9 protein-coding genes are annotated in these 19,475 nt (G+C 54.4%); 5 read left to right on the top strand and 4 right to left on the bottom strand.

What is annotated here, in order from left to right; genetic code table 11:
- Positions 1–30: 30 nt before the first annotated feature.
- Genes K7G70_RS13630 through K7G70_RS13620 form a run of 3 tightly spaced genes read right to left on the bottom strand, consistent with a single transcriptional unit; the run spans position 31 to position 4,229 of the window.
- Entirely contained in the window at positions 31–2,325 is a 2,295-nt protein-coding gene (locus K7G70_RS13630) for a DNA internalization-related competence protein ComEC/Rec2 (protein ID WP_223789213.1), read from the bottom strand.
- Positions 2,297–2,986, bottom strand: coding sequence for a lipoprotein-releasing ABC transporter ATP-binding protein LolD (gene lolD, locus K7G70_RS13625; protein WP_223789212.1), 690 nt, complete (start codon positions 2,984–2,986; stop codon positions 2,297–2,299). Before lolD ends, K7G70_RS13630 begins: the two co-directional genes overlap by 29 nt.
- Complete coding sequence (locus K7G70_RS13620; protein WP_488801388.1) at positions 2,979–4,229, bottom strand: lipoprotein-releasing ABC transporter permease subunit; 1,251 nt, start codon at positions 4,227–4,229, stop codon at positions 2,979–2,981. Before K7G70_RS13620 ends, lolD begins: the two co-directional genes overlap by 8 nt.
- A gap of 198 nt (positions 4,230–4,427) precedes the next feature.
- On the opposite strand from K7G70_RS13620, the gene K7G70_RS13615 reads away from it, so the two are divergent.
- Positions 4,428–9,362 (top strand): alpha-2-macroglobulin family protein, encoded by a 4,935-nt coding sequence (locus K7G70_RS13615; protein WP_223789210.1) that lies wholly within the window; start codon positions 4,428–4,430, stop codon positions 9,360–9,362.
- Between the two features lie 10 nt (positions 9,363–9,372).
- Positions 9,373–11,715 carry a penicillin-binding protein 1C gene (gene pbpC, locus K7G70_RS13610; protein ID WP_223789209.1) on the top strand — a complete coding sequence of 781 codons (2,343 nt, stop codon included), beginning with the start codon at positions 9,373–9,375 and terminating at the stop codon, positions 11,713–11,715.
- A gap of 99 nt (positions 11,716–11,814) precedes the next feature.
- Here pbpC and K7G70_RS13605 read toward each other — a convergent pair whose 3' ends face one another.
- Positions 11,815–12,348, bottom strand: coding sequence for a hypothetical protein (locus tag K7G70_RS13605; protein ID WP_223789208.1), 534 nt, complete (start codon positions 12,346–12,348; stop codon positions 11,815–11,817).
- A 327-nt stretch (positions 12,349–12,675) separates the two neighbouring features.
- Between K7G70_RS13605 and K7G70_RS13600 the strand changes: the two genes are divergently transcribed.
- The 3 genes from K7G70_RS13600 (at position 12,676) to K7G70_RS13590 (ending at position 19,351) form a co-directional block, all read left to right on the top strand.
- Complete coding sequence (locus K7G70_RS13600) at positions 12,676–14,472, top strand: ExeM/NucH family extracellular endonuclease (protein WP_223789207.1); 1,797 nt, start codon at positions 12,676–12,678, stop codon at positions 14,470–14,472.
- A 115-nt stretch (positions 14,473–14,587) separates the two neighbouring features.
- A complete protein-coding gene (locus K7G70_RS13595; protein ID WP_223789206.1) occupies positions 14,588–17,437 on the top strand; it encodes a M16 family metallopeptidase in 2,850 nt (949 codons plus the stop codon).
- 156 nt (positions 17,438–17,593) lie between these two features.
- The gene (locus tag K7G70_RS13590; protein ID WP_223789205.1) at positions 17,594–19,351 is read left to right on the top strand and encodes a DUF885 domain-containing protein; all 1,758 of its coding nucleotides are present in this window, start codon (positions 17,594–17,596) and stop codon (positions 19,349–19,351) included.
- Positions 19,352–19,475: the final 124 nt, after the last annotated feature.

Below are 19,475 nucleotides of genomic sequence, written 5' to 3'. Positions count from 1 at the left end.
CGGTTGACCATGAACCTGAAAAAGCCCGATTCATTCGGGCTTTTTTGCGCGCCAAATTCGTTGGTGCCGCGCGCGGTAAGACCGCGTGTGTGGTGTCGGGTGGCTGTGCCATTGGAGCAAGCCATGCTGTTGGGTGTCGAGGATGGGCATGGCCCGGTCGGTATAGCGTTGAACGACGGTGGGCGCAGGGTGATTGAATGGGTTGTGGGCCCCGGATGAATTGATCACCCAACTGGGATTGACGGCATCAAGGAAGGCATCGGTGGAGGAGGTTTTGCTGCCGTGATGGGGCATCAACATCACGTCGGCATTGATGGTCTCAGGCGCTTGTTGGGTCAAGCGGTATTCGACCGGGGCTTCAATGTCACCGGGCAGCAACAGGCTGTGTGAAGCATTGCTGATTTTCAACACACAGGAACTGTTGTTGCGCAAATAAGGTGTGAGATTCAAGGGGCTGAGAAATTCAAAAGTCACCCCGTCCCACTGCCACCGCTGACCAGCCACACAGGCTTGGTGATGGTCTTCGGTGCCCCAAACCATGTCGGTTGGTACTTGTCTCAACAAAGCATTGGCAGCCCCTGAATGGTCATTGTCCCGGTGGGACAGCACCAGCGCATCGAGTTGTCCAATGTGCTGTTGTTGTAAGTATGGAATGACCACCGCATCGGCCAGGTTGAAGCCGCTGTCGTGTGCCGCACCCACATCGTACAGCAAATTGTGGTTTTGGGTCCTGATCAGCACCGACAAAGCCTGGCCCACATCCAAAAAATGGGCCTGCAGGTGGCCGTGGGGGATGGCATTGGGTGGCCGGATCAAGCCCAGAACCAGCAACAACAGCCCCCAGGCGCGTTGTGGCACCGCCCGCGGCAACAACAACCACAGCACCCCAGCCACGATGAGCAGGAACTGCCAGCCGTGGGGTACGCCCCAAACCACCGACCAGCCATCGAATTGATGGAACCAATCCAAGCAATGCAGCAGCTGCAGACTGACCCAGTCAATGGCGGTGACCAGCCAGCCTGGGAAGGTTGCCCACACACTGCCCAACAGCAACAACAGCAGCAACAGCGGCACCAGCACGAAGGTCATCAAAGGGATCATCAACAGGTTGACCCAGGGCCCAAGCAGATTAATTCGGGTGAACAGCAACAGGCTCAATGGCAACATGCCCAGCAACAGGATGAATTGCATGCGGGTGAAGACCCACCAGCGGTTGCTGTTGGCCGCCTGTCCAGCAAACGCCAAAATCAAAATGGCCACCGCCGTGAATGACAACCAAAAACCCGCGTCCAGCACCTGCATGGGGTCCAACAACAGCACCACCAACAAGCTGACCGACCACACATCCCAGCCCCAAGTCGGGCGCCTGGACAGCCGCATCAGGCCATAAACCAACAACATCACCAAGGCCCGTTGGGTGGCCACTGTGAAGCCGGCCAAGGCGGCATAGGCCGCGGCCAACAACAAGCCCAGCACCACTTGTAACAAAGGTCGGGTGATGCGTGGTTGCGGCCACAGCCGATACAGCCAAGCCCCAAGCAGCCAACCGACCCAAGCCACCATGCCGATGTGCAGGCCGGAAATGGCAATCAGGTGGGCGGTGCCGGTTTGTTGAAACAAATTTCGGTCGCTGGCCGAGAAATGGGTTTTGTCACCGATGGTCAGCGCTTGCACCAAGGCATTGACCCGGGGCTGGATGAAGGCCTGATCAAGGCGTTCAGACCAAGCCTGGCGCCAGCCATTGATGGTCTGGCCGGTGGGATTCAAGGCCGGCAAGGGGGCGCTGTGTTTGATGCTGGCCAAACCATCAATGCCATGTCTGAACAGCCATTTCTCACGGTCAAAGCCGACCCCGTTGGCGGTGCCATGTGGGGGTTTGATGTTGACTTCGAGTTGATACCAATGGCCGCTTTGGTAATGGGGCAGGGCTTGGTTGGCATAGTGGCTGAATTGGTATTGTCGGCCACTGGTTGGATCGGTGCCGATGAAACTGACTTTGTTGGGGGTGGTTTTGGGCAAACTGTCCACCCGCACCGTGAGGCTCGCTTGGCTGGGATTGGGGTGTTGTTGCTGGTTTTGTTGGTGGGCGTGTAACAGGGCCCAAAGCAAACCCGTCACCAACCACCAGGCCAGCGCCCAATGGCGGTGGTGAAACACCGCCGCCCAGGCCAAAACGAGGCAACAGGCAGCCAAGCCGAACAAAGCCGTTTCGGTGATGCTGGGCAACCACAGGATTTGACTCGCGCCCAGCAAACAGGCCAGGGCGTGGACTGGTTTCAGTGATCCATGACTGGCTTCATGGCGGCGCAAGTGCCAGCTCTCCATGTCTGAGCAAGTAATTGTGGTCCATCAAGTTGGCGACTTTCTGATCGTGGGTGACCACCACCAAAGCCGTTTGAAACTGTTGTTTGAGGTCCAGAAACAGGCGCATCACTGCACTGGCGGTGTCTTCATCGAGGTTGCCGGTCGGCTCATCGGCCAAGATGCAAGCCGGTTGGGTGACCATGGCCCGCGCAATGGCCGCACGCTGCCTTTCACCACCGGAAAGTTGTGCCGGGCGGTGACTCAGGCGTTCGGATAAGCCGACTTGAGCCAAAATGTCCTGCGCGGTTTGGCGGGCTTTGGCGCTGGGGGTTTTGGCAATCAACAACGGCATCATGACATTTTCCAGGGCCGAAAACTCGGGCAACAAATGATGGAATTGATAGACAAACCCCAGGTATTGATTGCGCAAGCGGCCGCGTTGTTTGCTGTTCAGTGACGACATCGCTTGGCCTTGAATGAAGATGTCACCGGCGGTGGGTGTGTCCAGTCCCCCCAGCAAATGCAACAGGGTGCTTTTACCGGTGCCGGAGGCGCCCATGATGGCCACGGTTTCCCCGGCTTTGACCTGGAAATTCAATTGTTCAAAGATCTGAATTTTGCGCTGGCCATCGGTGAAATGTTTGGCCAGGTTCTGACATTGCAACACGGCTTGATCATTCATAACGCAAAGCCTCCGCTGGTGCCACCCGTGATGCCCGCCATGCCGGGTACAAAGTGGCCAAGATCGACAAGCCAAAGGCAATGGAGACGATGGTCACCACGTCTGTGGTTTGTAAGTCGGCTGATATTTCGGTGATGTAATACACGTCTTTGGACAAGAATTCGGTGTTGAACCAGCCCTCCAAGGTTTGGATGATGCTGTTGATGTTGATGGCAAACAAGATGCCCGCGATGGTGCCGATGGTGGTCCCAATCAAACCGATCAAGGTACCCGTGACCATGAAAATGCCCATGATTTGGGCCCCGGACATGCCCAAAGTCCGCAAGATGGCCACATCCGCTTGTTTCTCGGTAACCAGCATCACCAAGGTGGAGAGGATGTTGAAGGCCGCCACCGCCACAATCATCGACAAAATGATGAACATCACCATGCGTTCGGTGCGGGTGGCTTTGAAAAAGTTGACGTGCTCCTGGGTCCAGTCACGAATGCGGTAAAAGCCATCCAACTCAGGGGCCAGGTCGCGGGCAATGCGCGGTGCTTGCATCAAATCATCGACTTTGATGCGCACCCCTTCGGCCGACCCAGTCGGCATGCGCAACAGTTTTCTGGCGTCTTCCAGGTGCACCAGGGCCAGTTTGAAATCATATTCATACATGCCCACTTCAAAAATCCCCGATACGGTGAAGCGTTTGAGCCGTGGGGTGACCCCGACTGCGGTGGTCCTGAACTCAGGCACGTAGAGCATCACGGTGTCACCCGGAATGACCCCCAGGTGGGCCGCCAAATCGACCCCCAATATGATGTTAAATTCGCCGTCTTGCAGGTCTTCCAAAGTGCCGTATTGCATGGCCTCTTGAAATTCAGTGACCTGCCGTTCCAAGGCCGGCAAGACCCCCTGAATCAGCGCACCTTCGGTGCGAAACCCTTGCAACATGCCTTCGGTTTGGATGTAGGGTGCGGCCCCCAAGACCTGGGGTTGATCGGTCACCCGGTCAACGGCATTCTGCCATTCGTTCAGGTGCTCGCCTTTGAAGGCTGAGATGGTGGCATGCGACACCGTGCTGAGCATGCGTTGTTGGAATTCCTTGTTGAAACCATTCATCACCGAAATCACCACGATGACGGTCATCACCCCCAGCGCAATGCCGGCCATCGAAATCAAAGAGATGAACGAAATGAAATGATTCTTGCGTTTGGCTTTGGTGTACCTGAGTCCAATAAATAGGGGTAAGTTCATAAACAGTTCCACTGAGTCAGCCGTATTGTGGCTCAAAGACCCATCAGACTCAATCTATTCTTATAAAGTTTTGTTGGGCCGAAAAAATGTGATGCATTCGGCAACAGCCGGGTTTGCCACACAATTGCCACAATAAAACATAAAAACAACAGACATCTTTTATATACTCAAGCCATTCACATCAAACCAGAGATTAAAAAGTTCATGAAACACATTCACGCCTTGATTTTATGTTTGTGCTTGGTGGCCTGTGGCCAAGACAGCCGCACCGAACAAACTGACGCCGCCAGCGAAGAAGCCATCACCGCACAACCCGCCGCCAGTGACCCAGCGGCCATTGCAGCAGCGGCACCGGCCGAGCTGGTGGTCAATGAGCAAACACCATTCAAAGTGCTCAGCATCACTGAAGGGATTTATGACAACACCAGTGCCTTGCAGATCAACTTCAACCTGCCGCTGAAACCCGATCAGGATTGGTCGCACTTGATTCGGGTGCGGTCCCAAGGTGCGCCCGTCGACAGTCATTGGATTTTCAGCAACAACCGCATGGCCCTGTACGATCCATTCATTGAAGCGGACACCGAATATGTGGTTGAGGTGGGACAATCTCTGGTCAGTGCCAATGGCAAAATCCTCTCGCAAGCCACCAAGAAAACCATCCAAACCCAATCGCAAAAAAAGTCGGCGCGGTTTTTGTCCCAAGGCAACACTTTGCTAAAAACCGACCGTCATTTGCCGATAGAAGCGGTCAATGTGGATGCCGTGGAAGTGAAATTCTGGCGCATCAAGCCGGAACAATTGCATGTGTTTTTACAGCACCCCAACAAACGCGACATCTACAGCCTGAAACAATTGAATCGCATGGCTGATTTGGTTTACACCAGCCATTACGATTTGGATCAAACCAAAAACAAGCTGGAAAACCACAACCTGCCCATTGGTGACATCGAGGCCATCAAGCCAGCGGGCACTTACTTCGTGACCCTGATGCCCGATGATTTGTATGACTATGAGTTTGCTTCAACCTGGTTCATGCAAACTGACATCGGATTACACACCCGGGTCTATCGCCAATCGGTGGCGGTGTTTGCCCATCGCTTGCCAGCGGCCGACAGCTATGCCGATGTGCAGATCACGGTGTATGACAATCAGGGCAAAGCCCTGAATGCTGGCGTCACCGATGCCCAAGGATTCGTGAAACTGGATGTGTCCAAGCCTCACAAGATGCATTATTTGTTGGCCAGTCATGGTGACAACAGCAACTTAATTCGCCTACATCAACCCAAATTGGACTTGTCAGAATTCAAGCTATCACACCGCCATTACCAACCGCAGGAATTGTTTCTGTATGCGCCCAGGGATTTGTTCCGGCCCGGTGAAACGGTCAACATCAATGGCTTGTTGCGGGACGCCGATGGTCAGTTGGTCACAGCCAGTCCGGTCCGGGTGAAGATCAGTCGCCCCGACAGCCGGGTGTTCAAAGAATTCAGTTGGCTGGGTGACGACCTGTCCTTTTACCAGACCGAATTTGACTTGCCCAACGATGCCATGACCGGACAGTGGTCATTCCAGGCCAAGTTGGCCAATGACCAGACCTTCAATTACCCCTTCGCGGTGGAGGACTTCTTGCCGGAACGCTTGAAGCTGGATTTGTCCGTGGGCAATGATTCGGCCCATGTGCCGTTGGCAGAACAACCCGTCATCCACATCCAAAGTGACTACTTGTATGGGGCGCCGGCTGCCGGCAACCGCTATGATGCCACGGTGAGTGTGAAGGCGACCACCCGCTTGTTTGACGACCATGAAGATTTTCATTTCGGTTCCAATCACGACACCCAATATGAAACCAATTTCACCACCGATGCCGCCACTTTGAGTGATTCGGGGTCTGCGGCCTTGGCGTTGCCCAAACGTTGGCATTCAACCCAGTTCCCCCTGCAAGTCAGCAGCCACGTCAATGTCTATGAGTCAGGCGGCCGGCCGATTGCCCGCAGCATCAACCAATACATCTGGCCACAGGAATTGGTCATTGGCATCAAGCCGATGTGGGACGGGCGTTTCGCCAGTCCCAACCAAGTCAATTCAATCGAACTGTTGGCGGTGGATCGGACCGGTGCAGCCATTGAAGTGCCGCATGCCGAAGTGTTGTTGATCCAAGAAAACCGCGAACGTTACTGGCATTGGGGCGATGATGGCTGGAATTACCGCAACAGCAGCCAAGAGGTGCCCGTGTTTCACGCGGTGACCCACATTGAAGCAAGCGGCTCCAATGTACTGACTTTGCCGTTGGATTACGGCAGTTATCGGGTTGAGGTCAGAACCCAGGACCAAACATTGATCTCCAGTTATCGCTTCTTTTCCGGTTGGCGTTGGTATGACCCTTATGCCGCCAGTGGTGAGAAGCCTGATCAAGTCAAACTGGCTTGGCAAGCCGATGACCTGAGCGCCGGTACGCCAGCGACTTTGACCATCACCGCTCCTTATGTCGGAACTGCTTTGGTCACGGTGGAAAGTGACGAGATTCTGTGGCACCAGACGATCACCATGGACCAAGCCCAACAAGAGATTCAAATACCGATTGATGCCAGCTGGCAGCGGCATGATTTGCATGCCAGTGTGATGGTGATCAAAGCCGGCGAAAGCTTGGGTGCGCGTGATCATTTGCCCAAGCGGGCTTTGGGCGTGATCCACCTGCCATTGCATCGGGCTGACCGCAACCTGCAAGTGGAACTGATTCATCCGGCCACATCGCTGCCAGATGAGCCGTTGACGGTGACGGTAAAAACCCAACACGCCGACCCCAACCAAACCACTTATGTGACCTTGGCTGCGGTGGATACCGGGGTGCTGAATGTGAGCAACTTTGTCACCCCCAAACCCTTTGAATGGTTCTTTGCCGAGCGCCGGTATTTTCCCGCGCTCAGGGATGTCTATGGCGCTTTGATCGAGATGATTGATGCCAACACGGCCCGGCAAAAGTTTGGCGGCGATGCCGACATCGCCCGGGGCGGGGATGAGGCCCAAGCCGACGTACAAATCGTTTCCCTGTTGACCGAAAAAGTGGCATTTGATGCCAATGGTGAGGCCGAAATCACCTTGCCCATTCCTTATTTCAATGGTGAACTCAGGTTGATGGCCATGGCCTTCAATGCCCACCAGTATTCGGGTGCAGACAGCCGCATCAAGATCAAAGCGCCGATCGTGGTGGAAACATCCATGCCCCGGTTTTTGGCCAAAGGCGATGCCACCCATGCCACCTTAGAGGTGCACAACACCGAAGACGGTCCCACCGAGTTGACGCTGGCAGTCAAGGTGGATGCAGAATTGGGTGGTGAAACCGCGCAGTTCCAGTGGTCGTTGGCTGGTGATGAGAAAAAAGTGGTGCCAATCCCCTTAATGGGTCAAGCCCACCGAGGCTTGGGCCGCATCCAGGTCAGCGCCCAGTCCGCTGCTGGGTTTGCCTTGGAGCGCAGCTGGCAATTGGGTTTGCGTCCGGCCATGCCAGCGGTGACTGACCAATACAAAACCACCTTGAAGTTGGGCGAAAGCTTGGAGTTGGATGACTCCCATTATGGCAAGTTTGATGCCGCCAACCTGAAAGCCGTGCTGCAAGTTTCTGACACGCCGGTGCTGAATCGGGCTGAACACCTGCAGCAGTTGTTGCAGTACCCCTATGGTTGTTTGGAGCAGACCTCCAGTCGCGCCTGGCCCTTGTTGTTGGCCGATGAGTCAGATTTTGGCCCCCAGACAGGGGTCAGCAAAACTGAGCTGTACGATCAGCGCCACACCATCATCAACCAGGCCATCAGCCGCTTGTTGGGCATGCAACTGTACAGCGGTGGTTTTGGCCTGTGGTCGGAAAACAACCCTGAGGAGTATTGGTTGACTGTGTTTGTCACTGATTTTTTGGTCAGGGCGAAAAAACTGGGGTATGAGGTGCCCGAGCAGCCGCTGAATCAGGCGATCACGCGGTTGCAGAATTACCTCCGCCAACCGGCCAGCATCGATTCCAACTTGGCCCAGTACCTGTCCCACCGCAATCATTTTGAGATTTCATACAAAGCCTATGCCGCGTATGTCCTGGCAGAAATGAAACAGGTTGGCTTGCAAGACCTCAGGCGCTTGTATGATGACTTTGCGGACCAAGCCCAAAGTCCATTGCCTTTGGCCCACTTGGCCCGTGGTTTGGAACTGATGGGCGACAACCGCCGGGCCGAGACTGCCTGGTTGCAAGTGGTGGATTTCAAATGGCAAAGGAACCGCTACGATTATTACGGTGATTACGGTTCCAAGATTCGGGACTATGCCGAAGTGATCGCCCTGGGGGCCCAAAGCCCCTTGATGAACCAGATGAGCCAATCAACCTTGGACCTGATCACACCCCTACAGGAAGATGTGGCCAACCGCAGCTGGTTGTCGACCCAAGAACGCAGTGCCTTGTTCAAAACTTCCAAACAACTGAAACAAGCCAATGCGATCGGCAGCGAATGGCAAATTGCCCTCATCCGGGGTGAGCAAACCGGTGCAGTCAAACAAGCGCAGGATTTCACCCGGGTTTGGCGCGGTCTGGACACCAAAACCGATGTGACCATTGAAAACACCGGCGACAAACCCGTGTTTCTGGATGTGAAGTATCACGGCTATCTGCAGCAACACCGCACAGAAAACAACGGCATGGTGGTGCGCAAAAAATATTTCGACCTCAATGGCAACCATGTGGACCTGCGCCAAATCAAATCCGGGGACGTGTTGTTGGTGCATGTGGAAATGTCTTTGGAAGAGGCCTACAACTACCTGCCAGATGCCTTGCTGGTTGATTTGTTGCCGGCCGGTTTGGAACTGGAAAATCAAAATCTGGAGCATGCGTTGAAATTGGATGACATCAAAGTTGATGGCAAATATGTGCGTGATTGGGGGCAATACACCCGCATCAAACACAGTGAGTTCAGGGACGACCGTTTTGTGGCAGCCTTGACCTTGTCCAGTTACCAAAATGCCCATGTGTTTTATTTGGCCAGGGCCGTGACCCCAGGAACCTATGTGATTCCACCGGCTTTGATTGAAGACATGTACCGGCCGGAAATCAGGGCCACCTCGGATGATTTGGGTCAGCTGGTGGTTGATCCAGTCAAACCCTGACACCACGAGCATGAGTCGCCACCTCGGTCACACTTTGGGCAAAATCAGCAAGCGTTGCTTGGCAGCGGCGCTGTTGCTGGTGTTTGTGTTTTGGCTTATGGATCGAATCTGGCCGTTGCCCATGGCTGAATTTGAGCGGCGGCATTTTGCGCAAGTGGTGGTGGACCGCTCCGGCCAGCCCCTGCGGGCCTTTGCCGATGCCGACGGCATTTGGCGTTACCCCGTCAGCGTGGCCGAGGTCTCTCCCCGGTATATTGAAGCGTTGGTGAATTATGAGGACCGGCATTTTTACCGGCATTTTGGGGTCAACCCACTGGCGGTGATTCGGGCCTTGTGGCAACGCATCCAATCCGACCGCTTTGTTTCTGGGGCTTCCACCTTGACCATGCAAGTGGCCCGCATCCTCAAACCGCATGAAAAGACGGTGGCTGGCAAATTGACCCAAATGTTTCGGGCCATGCAGCTGGAGTGGCATTACAGCAAGGAAGAAATCCTGACTTTTTACCTCAACTACGCGCCATTCGGTGGCACCATCGAAGGGGTGCAAGCAGCCAGTTACGCCTATTTGGGCAAACCCGCCAGCGAGTTAAGCCATTCTGAAGCCGCGTTGTTGGCGGTGTTGCCCCAAGCCCCCAGTCGTTACCGCCCTGATCGCTATCCACAACGGGCGCAACAAGCGCGCGACAAGGTGCTGAACCGGTTGCTTGAGCAGGGCGTGTGGTCACCACAGCAAGTGGCCGAGGCCCAACAAGAAGCGGTTTGGGCCACTTACAACACGCGCCCGATGAAAGCCCCCTTATTGGCCCAACGTTTGCGCCAACAGCATCCAGACCAGGCCTTGATCCAAGCCACCGTCGACCTGCGCTTGCAAACCGCCTTGGAGTGGATGCTCAAAGACCACATCAAACTGCATGCCGATCAGGTTTCAGCGGCCATTTTGGTGGTGGACAACCAAGACCTGTCGGTGCTGGCCTATTTGGGCAGTGCCGAATACCTCAATAATGAGCGCCAAGGCTTTGTGGACATGGTCCAGGCCCGCCGGTCACCCGGCTCAACCTTGAAACCGTTTATCTATGGCATGGCCTTGGATCAAGGTTTGATTCACTCACAATCGCTGTTGTTTGACGTGCCGCACTCATTCGCTGGCTACCGACCCAGAAATTTCACCGATGAATTTTCAGGCCCAGTCAGCGTGACCCAGGCCTTGACGCGATCGTTGAACATGCCGGCGGTGCAAGTGCTGGATCAACTCAGCCCCGAAGCGTTCTATGTGGGCATGAAAAACGCCGGCTTGGACATCCACATGCCGAGCCAGGCCCAACCCAATTTGTCCTTGGCTTTGGGCGGTGGCAGCGTGTCCATGGAACAATTGACTGGGGTGTTTGCCGCCTTGGGTCGTCAAGGTCAGGCCGGGCCATTGCGGTTCAGTGCCCATGACCCAACCAGCCAATTCCCCTTGCTCAGCGAGGGAGCGGCCTGGATCATCCAACAGGTCTTGTCGCAAGCCCCCTTGAACCACCACTTACAACAACGTCACTTGCTGCAGAAACCGGGCATTGCCTTCAAAACAGGGACCAGTTTTGGCAACCGGGATGCTTGGGTGTTGGCCAGCAACCAACGGATCACTGTTGGGGTGTGGGTGGGCCAGCCGGATGGTTCTTATTTGGAAAACAACACCGGGCGGAATGCCGCGGTGCCCTTGTTGAACCAAGTGTTGGCCATGGTGCCTGATGCCTGGCATGTCCCCATCGAGCAACCATTCACGGTGGAGCAAGCCACCATCTGTTGGCCGCTGGGTTATCGAGCCAGTCAGCAAGACAGCGCCGCTTGCCACATGAAAAAAACCGCCTATCTGCTGGATGGGGTGGCCCCGCCCACTTTATCTGATCCCATGAGTCAGGTGTTTGCCACCGAGACCCATCCAGTGATGATCGATGCCTTGACCGGCCGGCAGGTGACCCCGCAATGCGCCCCCGCACAAACCACCACCCAGTCGGTGACCCTGTGGCCATTGGTGTTGGAGCCTTGGTTGCCCAAGCACCTGAAGCGTGAGCAGCTGCTGCCGCCATTCAGTCCTGAGTGTCGCTTATTGGCATCGGCCAACAAATTAGAAATATTGGGTATTCATGATCAAGCGGTGTTGTATCCGGAGGTGTCGTCCATGGCGATTTCGGCGGTTCATTTGCAAGTGGCCGGTTCACAAGGGCTCAATCATTGGTTCCTCAATGGTCAATTGTTGCCACAACAAAGCACCGAAGTGATTTTACAAGGCCTGAAACCCGGGTTTTACCGGCTTCAAGTGATTGATTCCAGTGCCCAGCAAGCCTCCATTTCATTCAGTGTGCAGGGCTGATGCATGGGTTTTGTGTGTTGCGTCATTGACTGATTTCAAGACCCAAAAAAAACCGCCGATGAGGGCGGTTTTTTTTGAGCTGAATGGATCAGTGAGACATCAGGTGTCGGTGTCGTCGTCATCGGCCATTTCTTTCGCTTTGTCCTTGGCCTCTTCAACCACCTCGGCGGCTTCTGCTTTGGCCGCTTCGGTCATTTCTTTGGTTTTTTCCATCGCCTCATCGGTCATTTCATTGACCTTCTCGGCGGCCGCTTCAGTCATTTCGGTGGCTTGGTCTTTGGCGTCCTCGGCCATGTCTGTGGCCGCGTCTTTGGCGTCCTCATACAGGTCGGCGGCTTGATCAGCCGCGTCTTCAGACATATCACTGGCCGCATCTTTGGCGTCTTCGTACATGTCGGCCGCTTGATCGGCGGCATCTTCAGCCATGTCTTGGACTGCATCGGCCGCATCGCTGGCGCTGTCTTTGGCCGCATCAACCATCTCGGTGGCTTTGTCTTTGGCCTGATCAGCGGTTTTTTGGACTTCCGATTTGGCTTTGTCCATGGCGCTGTCGGCTTTATCAGCCTCATCACCACAGCCCACCAAACCGAACATAAACACCAGGGTCAAGCCTGATACTTTGAGCAATTGCATGTTGTTCTCCTCCTGTTATAAAAACGAAGAATCGACCAGAATCCAGATGGAAACGGCCCATTCGTGACCCAATATAACAGAAAAATGCCTGTTTTTTGTGACACAGTGACATTTTACACAGGTTCACATTTGCCTTTGAGAAGTGGTGTTAAACTGCGCCAATGAACCCAACAGCGACGCTGTGCCTGCAGGTTTATGTTTATTTTTCATGGGATCGAAAGATCCGCATTCCCCCCTTAACCCAGGATCTGTACCTGGGTTTTTTTTGTCATCTGTTTGTGCCCACCAGCGTGGTATCATGTGGCCTTTAATCATTTGACCACCACCATGACACCACGATTGTATTTAACCGCTTTGGGCCTAATCACCACCATGTCCGGAGCCGTCCAAGCGGTCTGTGATCAGACCACCACACCCATTGCACAGATTCAGGGGGCGGGGTCTGCCAGTACCTGGGTCAATCAGGAGGTGTGGGTCAAAGGGGTGGTGACGGCCGATTTTCGTGGCCCGGATGGCTGGTCGGGTTTTTTCATCCAAAGCCACACCCGTGACTCGCATGACGACACCTCAGAAGGGTTGTTTGTGCGAGATGATCAGGCCACCCAGGTATTGCAGGCCGGTGATGAGGTGTTGATCAAAGGTCGGGTGTCAGAGCAGTACGAGGTGACCCAACTGAATCCCATGCAGTCATTGGTTGTGTGTCAGTCAGGGCAGTTGTTACCGCCACCGGTGGCCTTGCAGTTGCCCATGGATCAGTCCCAGCTGGAAGCGGTAGAAGGCATGCGGGTGCACTTGTCAGACCATGTCATCACCGATGTGTATAGCTACCTCAAATACGGTGAAATGACGGTGTCATCGCAATTGCTGCTGAGTCCCACGGCGTTGTATCGACCCGGACCCAAAGTAAAACAACACCAAGCCTTGCTCAGTCGGGATCGCCTGATCATTGATGACGGCCGCATGAATCAGTATCCCCAACCCTGGGTGGCCGGGGCCGATGGCCGAACCCCCGTGGGGGCAAAAAACGCCATCCAAATGGGCCAATCGGTGGCAGCCACCGGGGTGCTGCATTTTGCTTATGGCAAATACAAACTGCAGCCCACTGAGCCATTGCAGTTTGGTGAACCTTTGGCCAACGCCCAATTGGTGCCGCCAATACCTGCAGGGCGGCTGCAGCTGGCCACGTTCAATGTGGAAAATTTTTTCACCACCCTGGATGAAAAGGATGCGACCTGTGGGCCCTTGCGTGATTTTGGCTGTCGGGGCGCCGACTCAGCCGCCGAGTTCGGGCGTCAATTGGCCAAATTGGTGGCCGTGATCAACACCGCCGATCCAGCGGTGTTGGGGGTTCAGGAGTTGGAAAACAACGCCACTGCATCGATCCAAGCCTTGGTGGATGGGCTGAATCGAGCAGCCGGGCAGCGCCAATGGGACTTCATCGACACCGGTGCCTTGGGTGAGGACGTGATCAAAGTGGGGTTGATCTATCAACCGGCTCGGGTCAAACCGGTCGGCGCCCATGCTTTGCTCAATGCCGCTGCCGATCCAGATTTTCTGGAGCACCGCAACCGCGTCGTGGTGGCCCAAACCTTCAGTGACCCGCAAAACCGGATGTTCAATGTGGCCACCGTGCATTTTAAATCCAAGAGTTGTCGGGATGCCGAAGGGCTTGATTTGGACCAAGGCGATGGCCAGGGTTGTTACAACCCAACCCGGGTCCAAGTGGCTGGACAATTGGCCCGTTGGTTGGCCGCCGATCCCACCGGGCAGGGCGCCCAGGCGACTTTCATTGTCGGGGACTTCAATTCTTATCAACAAGAAGATCCGATGGTCACCTTGCATGAGCTGGGCTTTGTCAACTTGGCTGGCCAATACATGGGCCCCAAAAACTGGACCGCCAGTTTTCGCGGGGCCGTGGGTTCACTGGATTATGTGTTGGCCAATGAGGCGGCACAACAACGGGTCAAAGGCCTGACCCAGTGGCACATCAACTCAGTGGCGATCCATGAGTTTGATTACAACATGGAACCACTGGGTGAAGACACAGCCAGGCCCCAAAATTTTTATCAAGCCAACCCGTACGCCTCATCAGACCATGATTGGGTGATGGTGGGCTTTGACTGAGGCGGGTAAGCACCCGCGACACAACGGTCGTTCATGACTTTTGTGCCATGCCACCGGCAGCCATGCCCGTTATCATGGTTGCTTTGAACCCCTGAACCTCATTGGAGCACCCAAAATGATCAAACAAGCCTTTTCTCTGTTGACCTTACTGCTGTTGGTGGCCTGTGGCCCCACGGGTCAGCCAAAGCCACCGGTCACGGCCGATTCGACGCCGCCATTGGTCGAAATCAAGCACGAAACCATGGTGCTGGATAACGGCTTAACGGTGATTTTGCACCAAGACACCTCTGACCCAATCGTGGCCTTTTCCACCATTGTGCATGTGGGTTCCAGCCGTGAGAAAAAAGGCCGCACCGGTTTTGCCCACTTTTTTGAGCACATGTCGTTCAATGATTCTGAGAATGTGCCGATGGGGGCCAACCGCAAAATGATCCCAGAGTTGGGCGGAACCCGCAATGGTGGCACCTGGAGTGACGGCACGATCTATTACGAGGTGGTGCCCAAAGACGCTTTTGAAAAGCTGATGTGGATCGATTCAGACCGTTTTGGCTACATGATCAACACAGTCAAAGAAGCCACCCTGGAACGGGAAAAACAGGTGGTGAAAAATGAGAAAAGACAGCGGGTGGACAACCGCCCTTATGGTCACACATCGCACGTGATCAAGAAAGCCTTGTACCCGGAGGAACATCCCTACAATTGGACCGTGATCGGTGATTTGGAAGACTTGCAGAATGCCACCCTGGCGGATGTCAGGGAGTTTTATGACCGCTATTACACCCCGGCCAATGCCACTTTGGTGATTGCCGGTGACATCGACATCGAAGCCACCAAAGCATCGGTCAAGCGTTGGTTTGGTGAAATCAAGGCCGGTCCGGCTGTGCCAGACATGGCGCCCATGCCCGTGACACTGCGTGAAAGCAAAAATTTATATCACCTGGACAACTTTGCCCAATTGCCTGAACTCAGATTGACGTTCCCCACGGTGGAACAATACCACCCGGATGCCTATGCCTTGGATGCCTTGGGTGAAATCCTGTCTTATGGCAAGCAGTCGCCGTTGTTCACCACCTTGGTGGAAGGAGAAAAACTGTCTTCCAATGTGGCGGCCTACAACAGTTCAGAAGAATTGGCCGGCACCTTCACCATCCGGGTCAGGGCCAATGCGGGGGTGGATTTGGATGCCGTAAAACTGGCCATACAAACCGCCTTGGACAAGTTTGAGACAGAGGGCATTCGTGCGCAGGCCCTGACCAAAATCAAAGCCCGCCAGGAAACCAATTTTTACAACGGCATCTCCAGTGTTCTGAACAAAGCCTACCAGCTGGGCTTGTACCAAGAATTTGCCGGTGATCCCGATTACTATTTGACCGACATCCAAAACATCAAAGCCGTGACCCAAGCCGATGTGCTGCGGGTCTATGAACAATACATCAAAAACCGCCCACACATCATGACCAGTTTTGTGCCGAAAGCTCAGCCTGATTTGATCGTGGATGGTTCCAGCCAGGCGCCGGTGGTGGAAGAAGCCATCGTCCAGGGCAAAGAAAAAGAATTCGTGGAAGACCCCAATGCCGAATACGTCAAAACCCCGACCCAACACGATCGCTCGGAGCCACCGTTGGGTGAATTACCGGTGATGCGCTCTCCGGCCATTTGGCAGGCTCAGACCCCTCAAGGCATGGCCGTCTATGGGGTGGAACACCGCGAGGTGCCGTTGGTCAATTTTTCCTTGCGCATTGAAGGCGGTCAAGCCCTGGATGCCAGCGACAAGCAGGGCACTGCCGCCTTATTGGCCGCCATGTTGAATGAAGGCACGGCACTGAAAACACCGGCCGAGTTGGAGGATGCCATTGGCCTGTTGGGTTCTTCCATCAGCGTCACCGCCAGCCACACCGGCATCACCGTGTCGGGTTCTTCTTTGGCCCGGAATTTTGCGGCCACCATCGATTTGATGACTGAGATGTTGTTGCAGCCGCGGTTTGATGAGGCCGATTTTGAACGGGTCAAAACCCGCCGTTTGGCCAGCATCGAATCCAGCAAAGGCAACCCCAACACCATCGCCAACGAGGTGTTCATGCAGTTGTTGTATGGTGAAGATCACGTGGCCGGCCAGATTCTGGGCGGCGATCAAACCAATGTACAGCGCATCTCACTGGCTGACGTAACCCAATGGTACCAACAGCACTTCAGTGCCCAAGGCGCACAATTCCATGTGGCCGGCGCGGTTTCAGCCGCTGAGGTGACCATGGCACTGGCCGCATTGGATCGACAATGGTCGCGCCAAGCGGTGACCATGCCCGATTTGACCGTGGCCGAACAAGACCACCCTCAACGCCTGTTCTTCATTGACTTCCCTGGGGCCAAGCAATCGGTGCTGATGGTGGGTAAAACGGCCCTTGATGCCATGCATGAAGACTTTCACCGGTTGGAAATTGTCAACAACCGCCTGGGTACCGGCTCCAGTGCGCGCCTGACCCAAACTTTGCGCATCAACAAGGGCTACACCTATGGGGCCTATTCATACATTCAGTCCAGGAAGCATTATCCGGGCGCATTTGTGGCGGCCACCCAAGTGCGCACCAACGTGACCTTGGAATCCCTGCAAATCGTGCAGCAGTTGATCGGTGAATATGCCGCTACTTTTGCTGCGGAAGATTTGGCCACCACGCAAAATCTGCTGCGCAAAGGCAACACCCGCCGTTTTGAAACGCTGGGTCAATTGTTGGGAGAAGTCACCCAATTCAGCCGCTACCAGTGGCCGACAGATTATCTGGAGCAGGAACAAGCGCAGTTGGCGGCCATGGACCTGGAGCAGGCCCATGCCTTGATCAACACCCACTTGCATGAACCAGACATGATTTACTTGGTGGTCGGTGATGCCGAGACCCAATTGGAACGGGTGAAACAAATGGGCTTGGGTGATCCGGTGATGTTGGACAAAGCCGGCCAACCGCTCCCTTAAGGGTCACTTGAACACTGTGAAAAGGTCAGCTCAGGCTGGCCTTTTTTTGTCCGTGTCTGGCACAAAGCCAGCGCTGCCAACAACTCGTGACCTACAGCCCATGTAACCTGGCAGTCATACTCATATAATGATTTGACTTTATTTTGGTGGATACCTATGCACAAAAAATTCAATCCTGTTTTCATTTTGATGGTGTTGCTGTGGCAGGCTGCGGCTTGGGCAGAAGAGCCCGAGTGGGTCAAAAAGTCCAATGCCATTGCTTATAAAATTCTCGAGTCCGGGGCCAAATTTGCGCCGGAGTTTGCTGGTCAAACTGGGGTCGATGGCTACGATGAGGCCATTTTCGATTTGCGCGATGACTTGGTCAAACGGCAATTACAAAATGCCGAAGACAACCTGGCCATGTTGAACAAAGAACTGGCCAAAGCCACCGATCCACGGGTTAAACAAGACATTGAGATCATGATTCAGTCGGTTAAAGACAACATCGAAGCGACCAAAATCAATGATGCCAAGGTGTTGCCGTACGGCAACGTGGTGGGTTTGATCTTCGCGGGGTTCAATGGTTTGTTGGACAAACAAGTGCCTTTTGAGCGCCAACAAGCGGCGTTGGTGCGCCTGAAAAAATACAACGGCACCGCCAAAGGTTATGAGCCCTTGGTGGAGCTGGCCAAAGAACGCTTGACCGAGCGCATGGGTGAAAAAGATTTGATCAAACCCTATCGCGGTGAGGTTGAACAAGACATCCAGCGGTCGACCATTTTCATTGATGGATTGAGCCAAGTGTTTGGTCAAACCGACCTGAGTGGCTATGAAGCCGATTTGCAATTGTTGCAGGATCAGCTCAAAGACTACAACGAATGGGTCAAAGCCAACATCCTGCCAAACACCCGGGAAAGCGCGGTCCTGCCCCGTGAGCTGTACGAATTGCAGTTGAAAAACTATGGGGTGGATGCGTCACCGGAAGAGCTGATGGTGATCGGGCAAAACGCATTCATGAACATCCGCTTTGAAATGATGGCCTTGGCCCCTTTGGTGGCCGAAAAAATGGGTTATGAAACCAACGATTACCGGGAAGTGATGGAGTTGTTGAAGGATGACCAAGTTCACGGCGATGCACTGATGGAAGAATACGCTGCGGTGATGCGTGCCTTGGATCAAATCATTGAGAAGCATGAACTGATTTCATTGCCCAATGAACCGGCCCGGGCGCGCATGGCGACCGCGGCAGAAACCGCCCAACAACCGGCTGCGCATTTGGATGTGCCTCGCTTGGTGGGCAACACCGGCGAGTTTCCTGAGTTCATCGTACCCAGAATCGAGCCAAACGAAGACGGCAGCTGGCCCAAAAACGATTATGCTTTTAAGGCCATGATGTGGACCTTGTCAGCCCATGAGGCCAGACCCGGTCATGAATTGCAATTCACCACCATGTTGCGTGGTGGCGTTTCCACGGCGCGGGCTTTGTTTGCCTTCAACTCTGCCAATGTCGAAGGTTGGGCTTTGTATGCCGAGGCCATCAGCAAGCAATACATGCCACTGGAAGGTCAGTTGTATTCATTGCAAGCCCGCTTGCTTCGGGCCGCTCGCATTTGGTTGGATCCGATGTTGAATTTGGGCTTGATCACCCCGGCGGAAGCCAAGCGCATCCTGATGGAAGATGTGGGTGAGGATGATTTGAATGCCCAAACCGAAATCGATCGCTACACCTTCCGCTCCCCAGCCCAGGCCACGGCTTACTACTATGGCTATGAAAAGCTGTTACAGTTGCGGGCCAAAACGGAATTGAAATTGAAAGATCAATTCGTGCAAAAGGACTTCCATGATTTCATTTTGCAACAAGGCTTGTTGCCACCTGACTTGTTGGGCAAGGCGGTGGAAGAAAATTTCATTGCACCGCAATTGAAAAACTGAGCAGCGGTCACATTGAGCTGGAAAAGGCCCTGGAAACAGGGCCTTTTTTTGTTACCCCACCAAGTTTTTGGCGACCAACGGTGTTGGGTAGCGGTCAATATGACTCATTGTGGGCCGTTAGGTC

It is taken from the genome of Marinicella meishanensis, from assembly GCF_019931145.1.
GTDB classification, from domain to species: domain Bacteria; phylum Pseudomonadota; class Gammaproteobacteria; order Xanthomonadales; family Marinicellaceae; genus Marinicella; species Marinicella meishanensis.
This window is presented reverse-complemented; position numbering and strand designations above follow the sequence as displayed.

Coding starts and splice junctions, on each gene's coding strand:
- K7G70_RS13600 (WP_223789207.1), top strand. CDS start 12,676: ATGACACCACGATTGTATTTAACCGCTTTGGGCCTAATCACCACCATG.
- K7G70_RS13595 (WP_223789206.1), top strand. CDS start 14,588: ATGATCAAACAAGCCTTTTCTCTGTTGACCTTACTGCTGTTGGTGGCC.
- lolD (WP_223789212.1), bottom strand. CDS start 2,986: ATGAATGATCAAGCCGTGTTGCAATGTCAGAACCTGGCCAAACATTTC.
- K7G70_RS13605 (WP_223789208.1), bottom strand. CDS start 12,348: ATGCAATTGCTCAAAGTATCAGGCTTGACCCTGGTGTTTATGTTCGGT.
- pbpC (WP_223789209.1), top strand. CDS start 9,373: ATGAGTCGCCACCTCGGTCACACTTTGGGCAAAATCAGCAAGCGTTGC.
- K7G70_RS13590 (WP_223789205.1), top strand. CDS start 17,594: ATGCACAAAAAATTCAATCCTGTTTTCATTTTGATGGTGTTGCTGTGG.
- K7G70_RS13615 (WP_223789210.1), top strand. CDS start 4,428: ATGAAACACATTCACGCCTTGATTTTATGTTTGTGCTTGGTGGCCTGT.
- K7G70_RS13630 (WP_223789213.1), bottom strand. CDS start 2,325: ATGGAGAGCTGGCACTTGCGCCGCCATGAAGCCAGTCATGGATCACTG.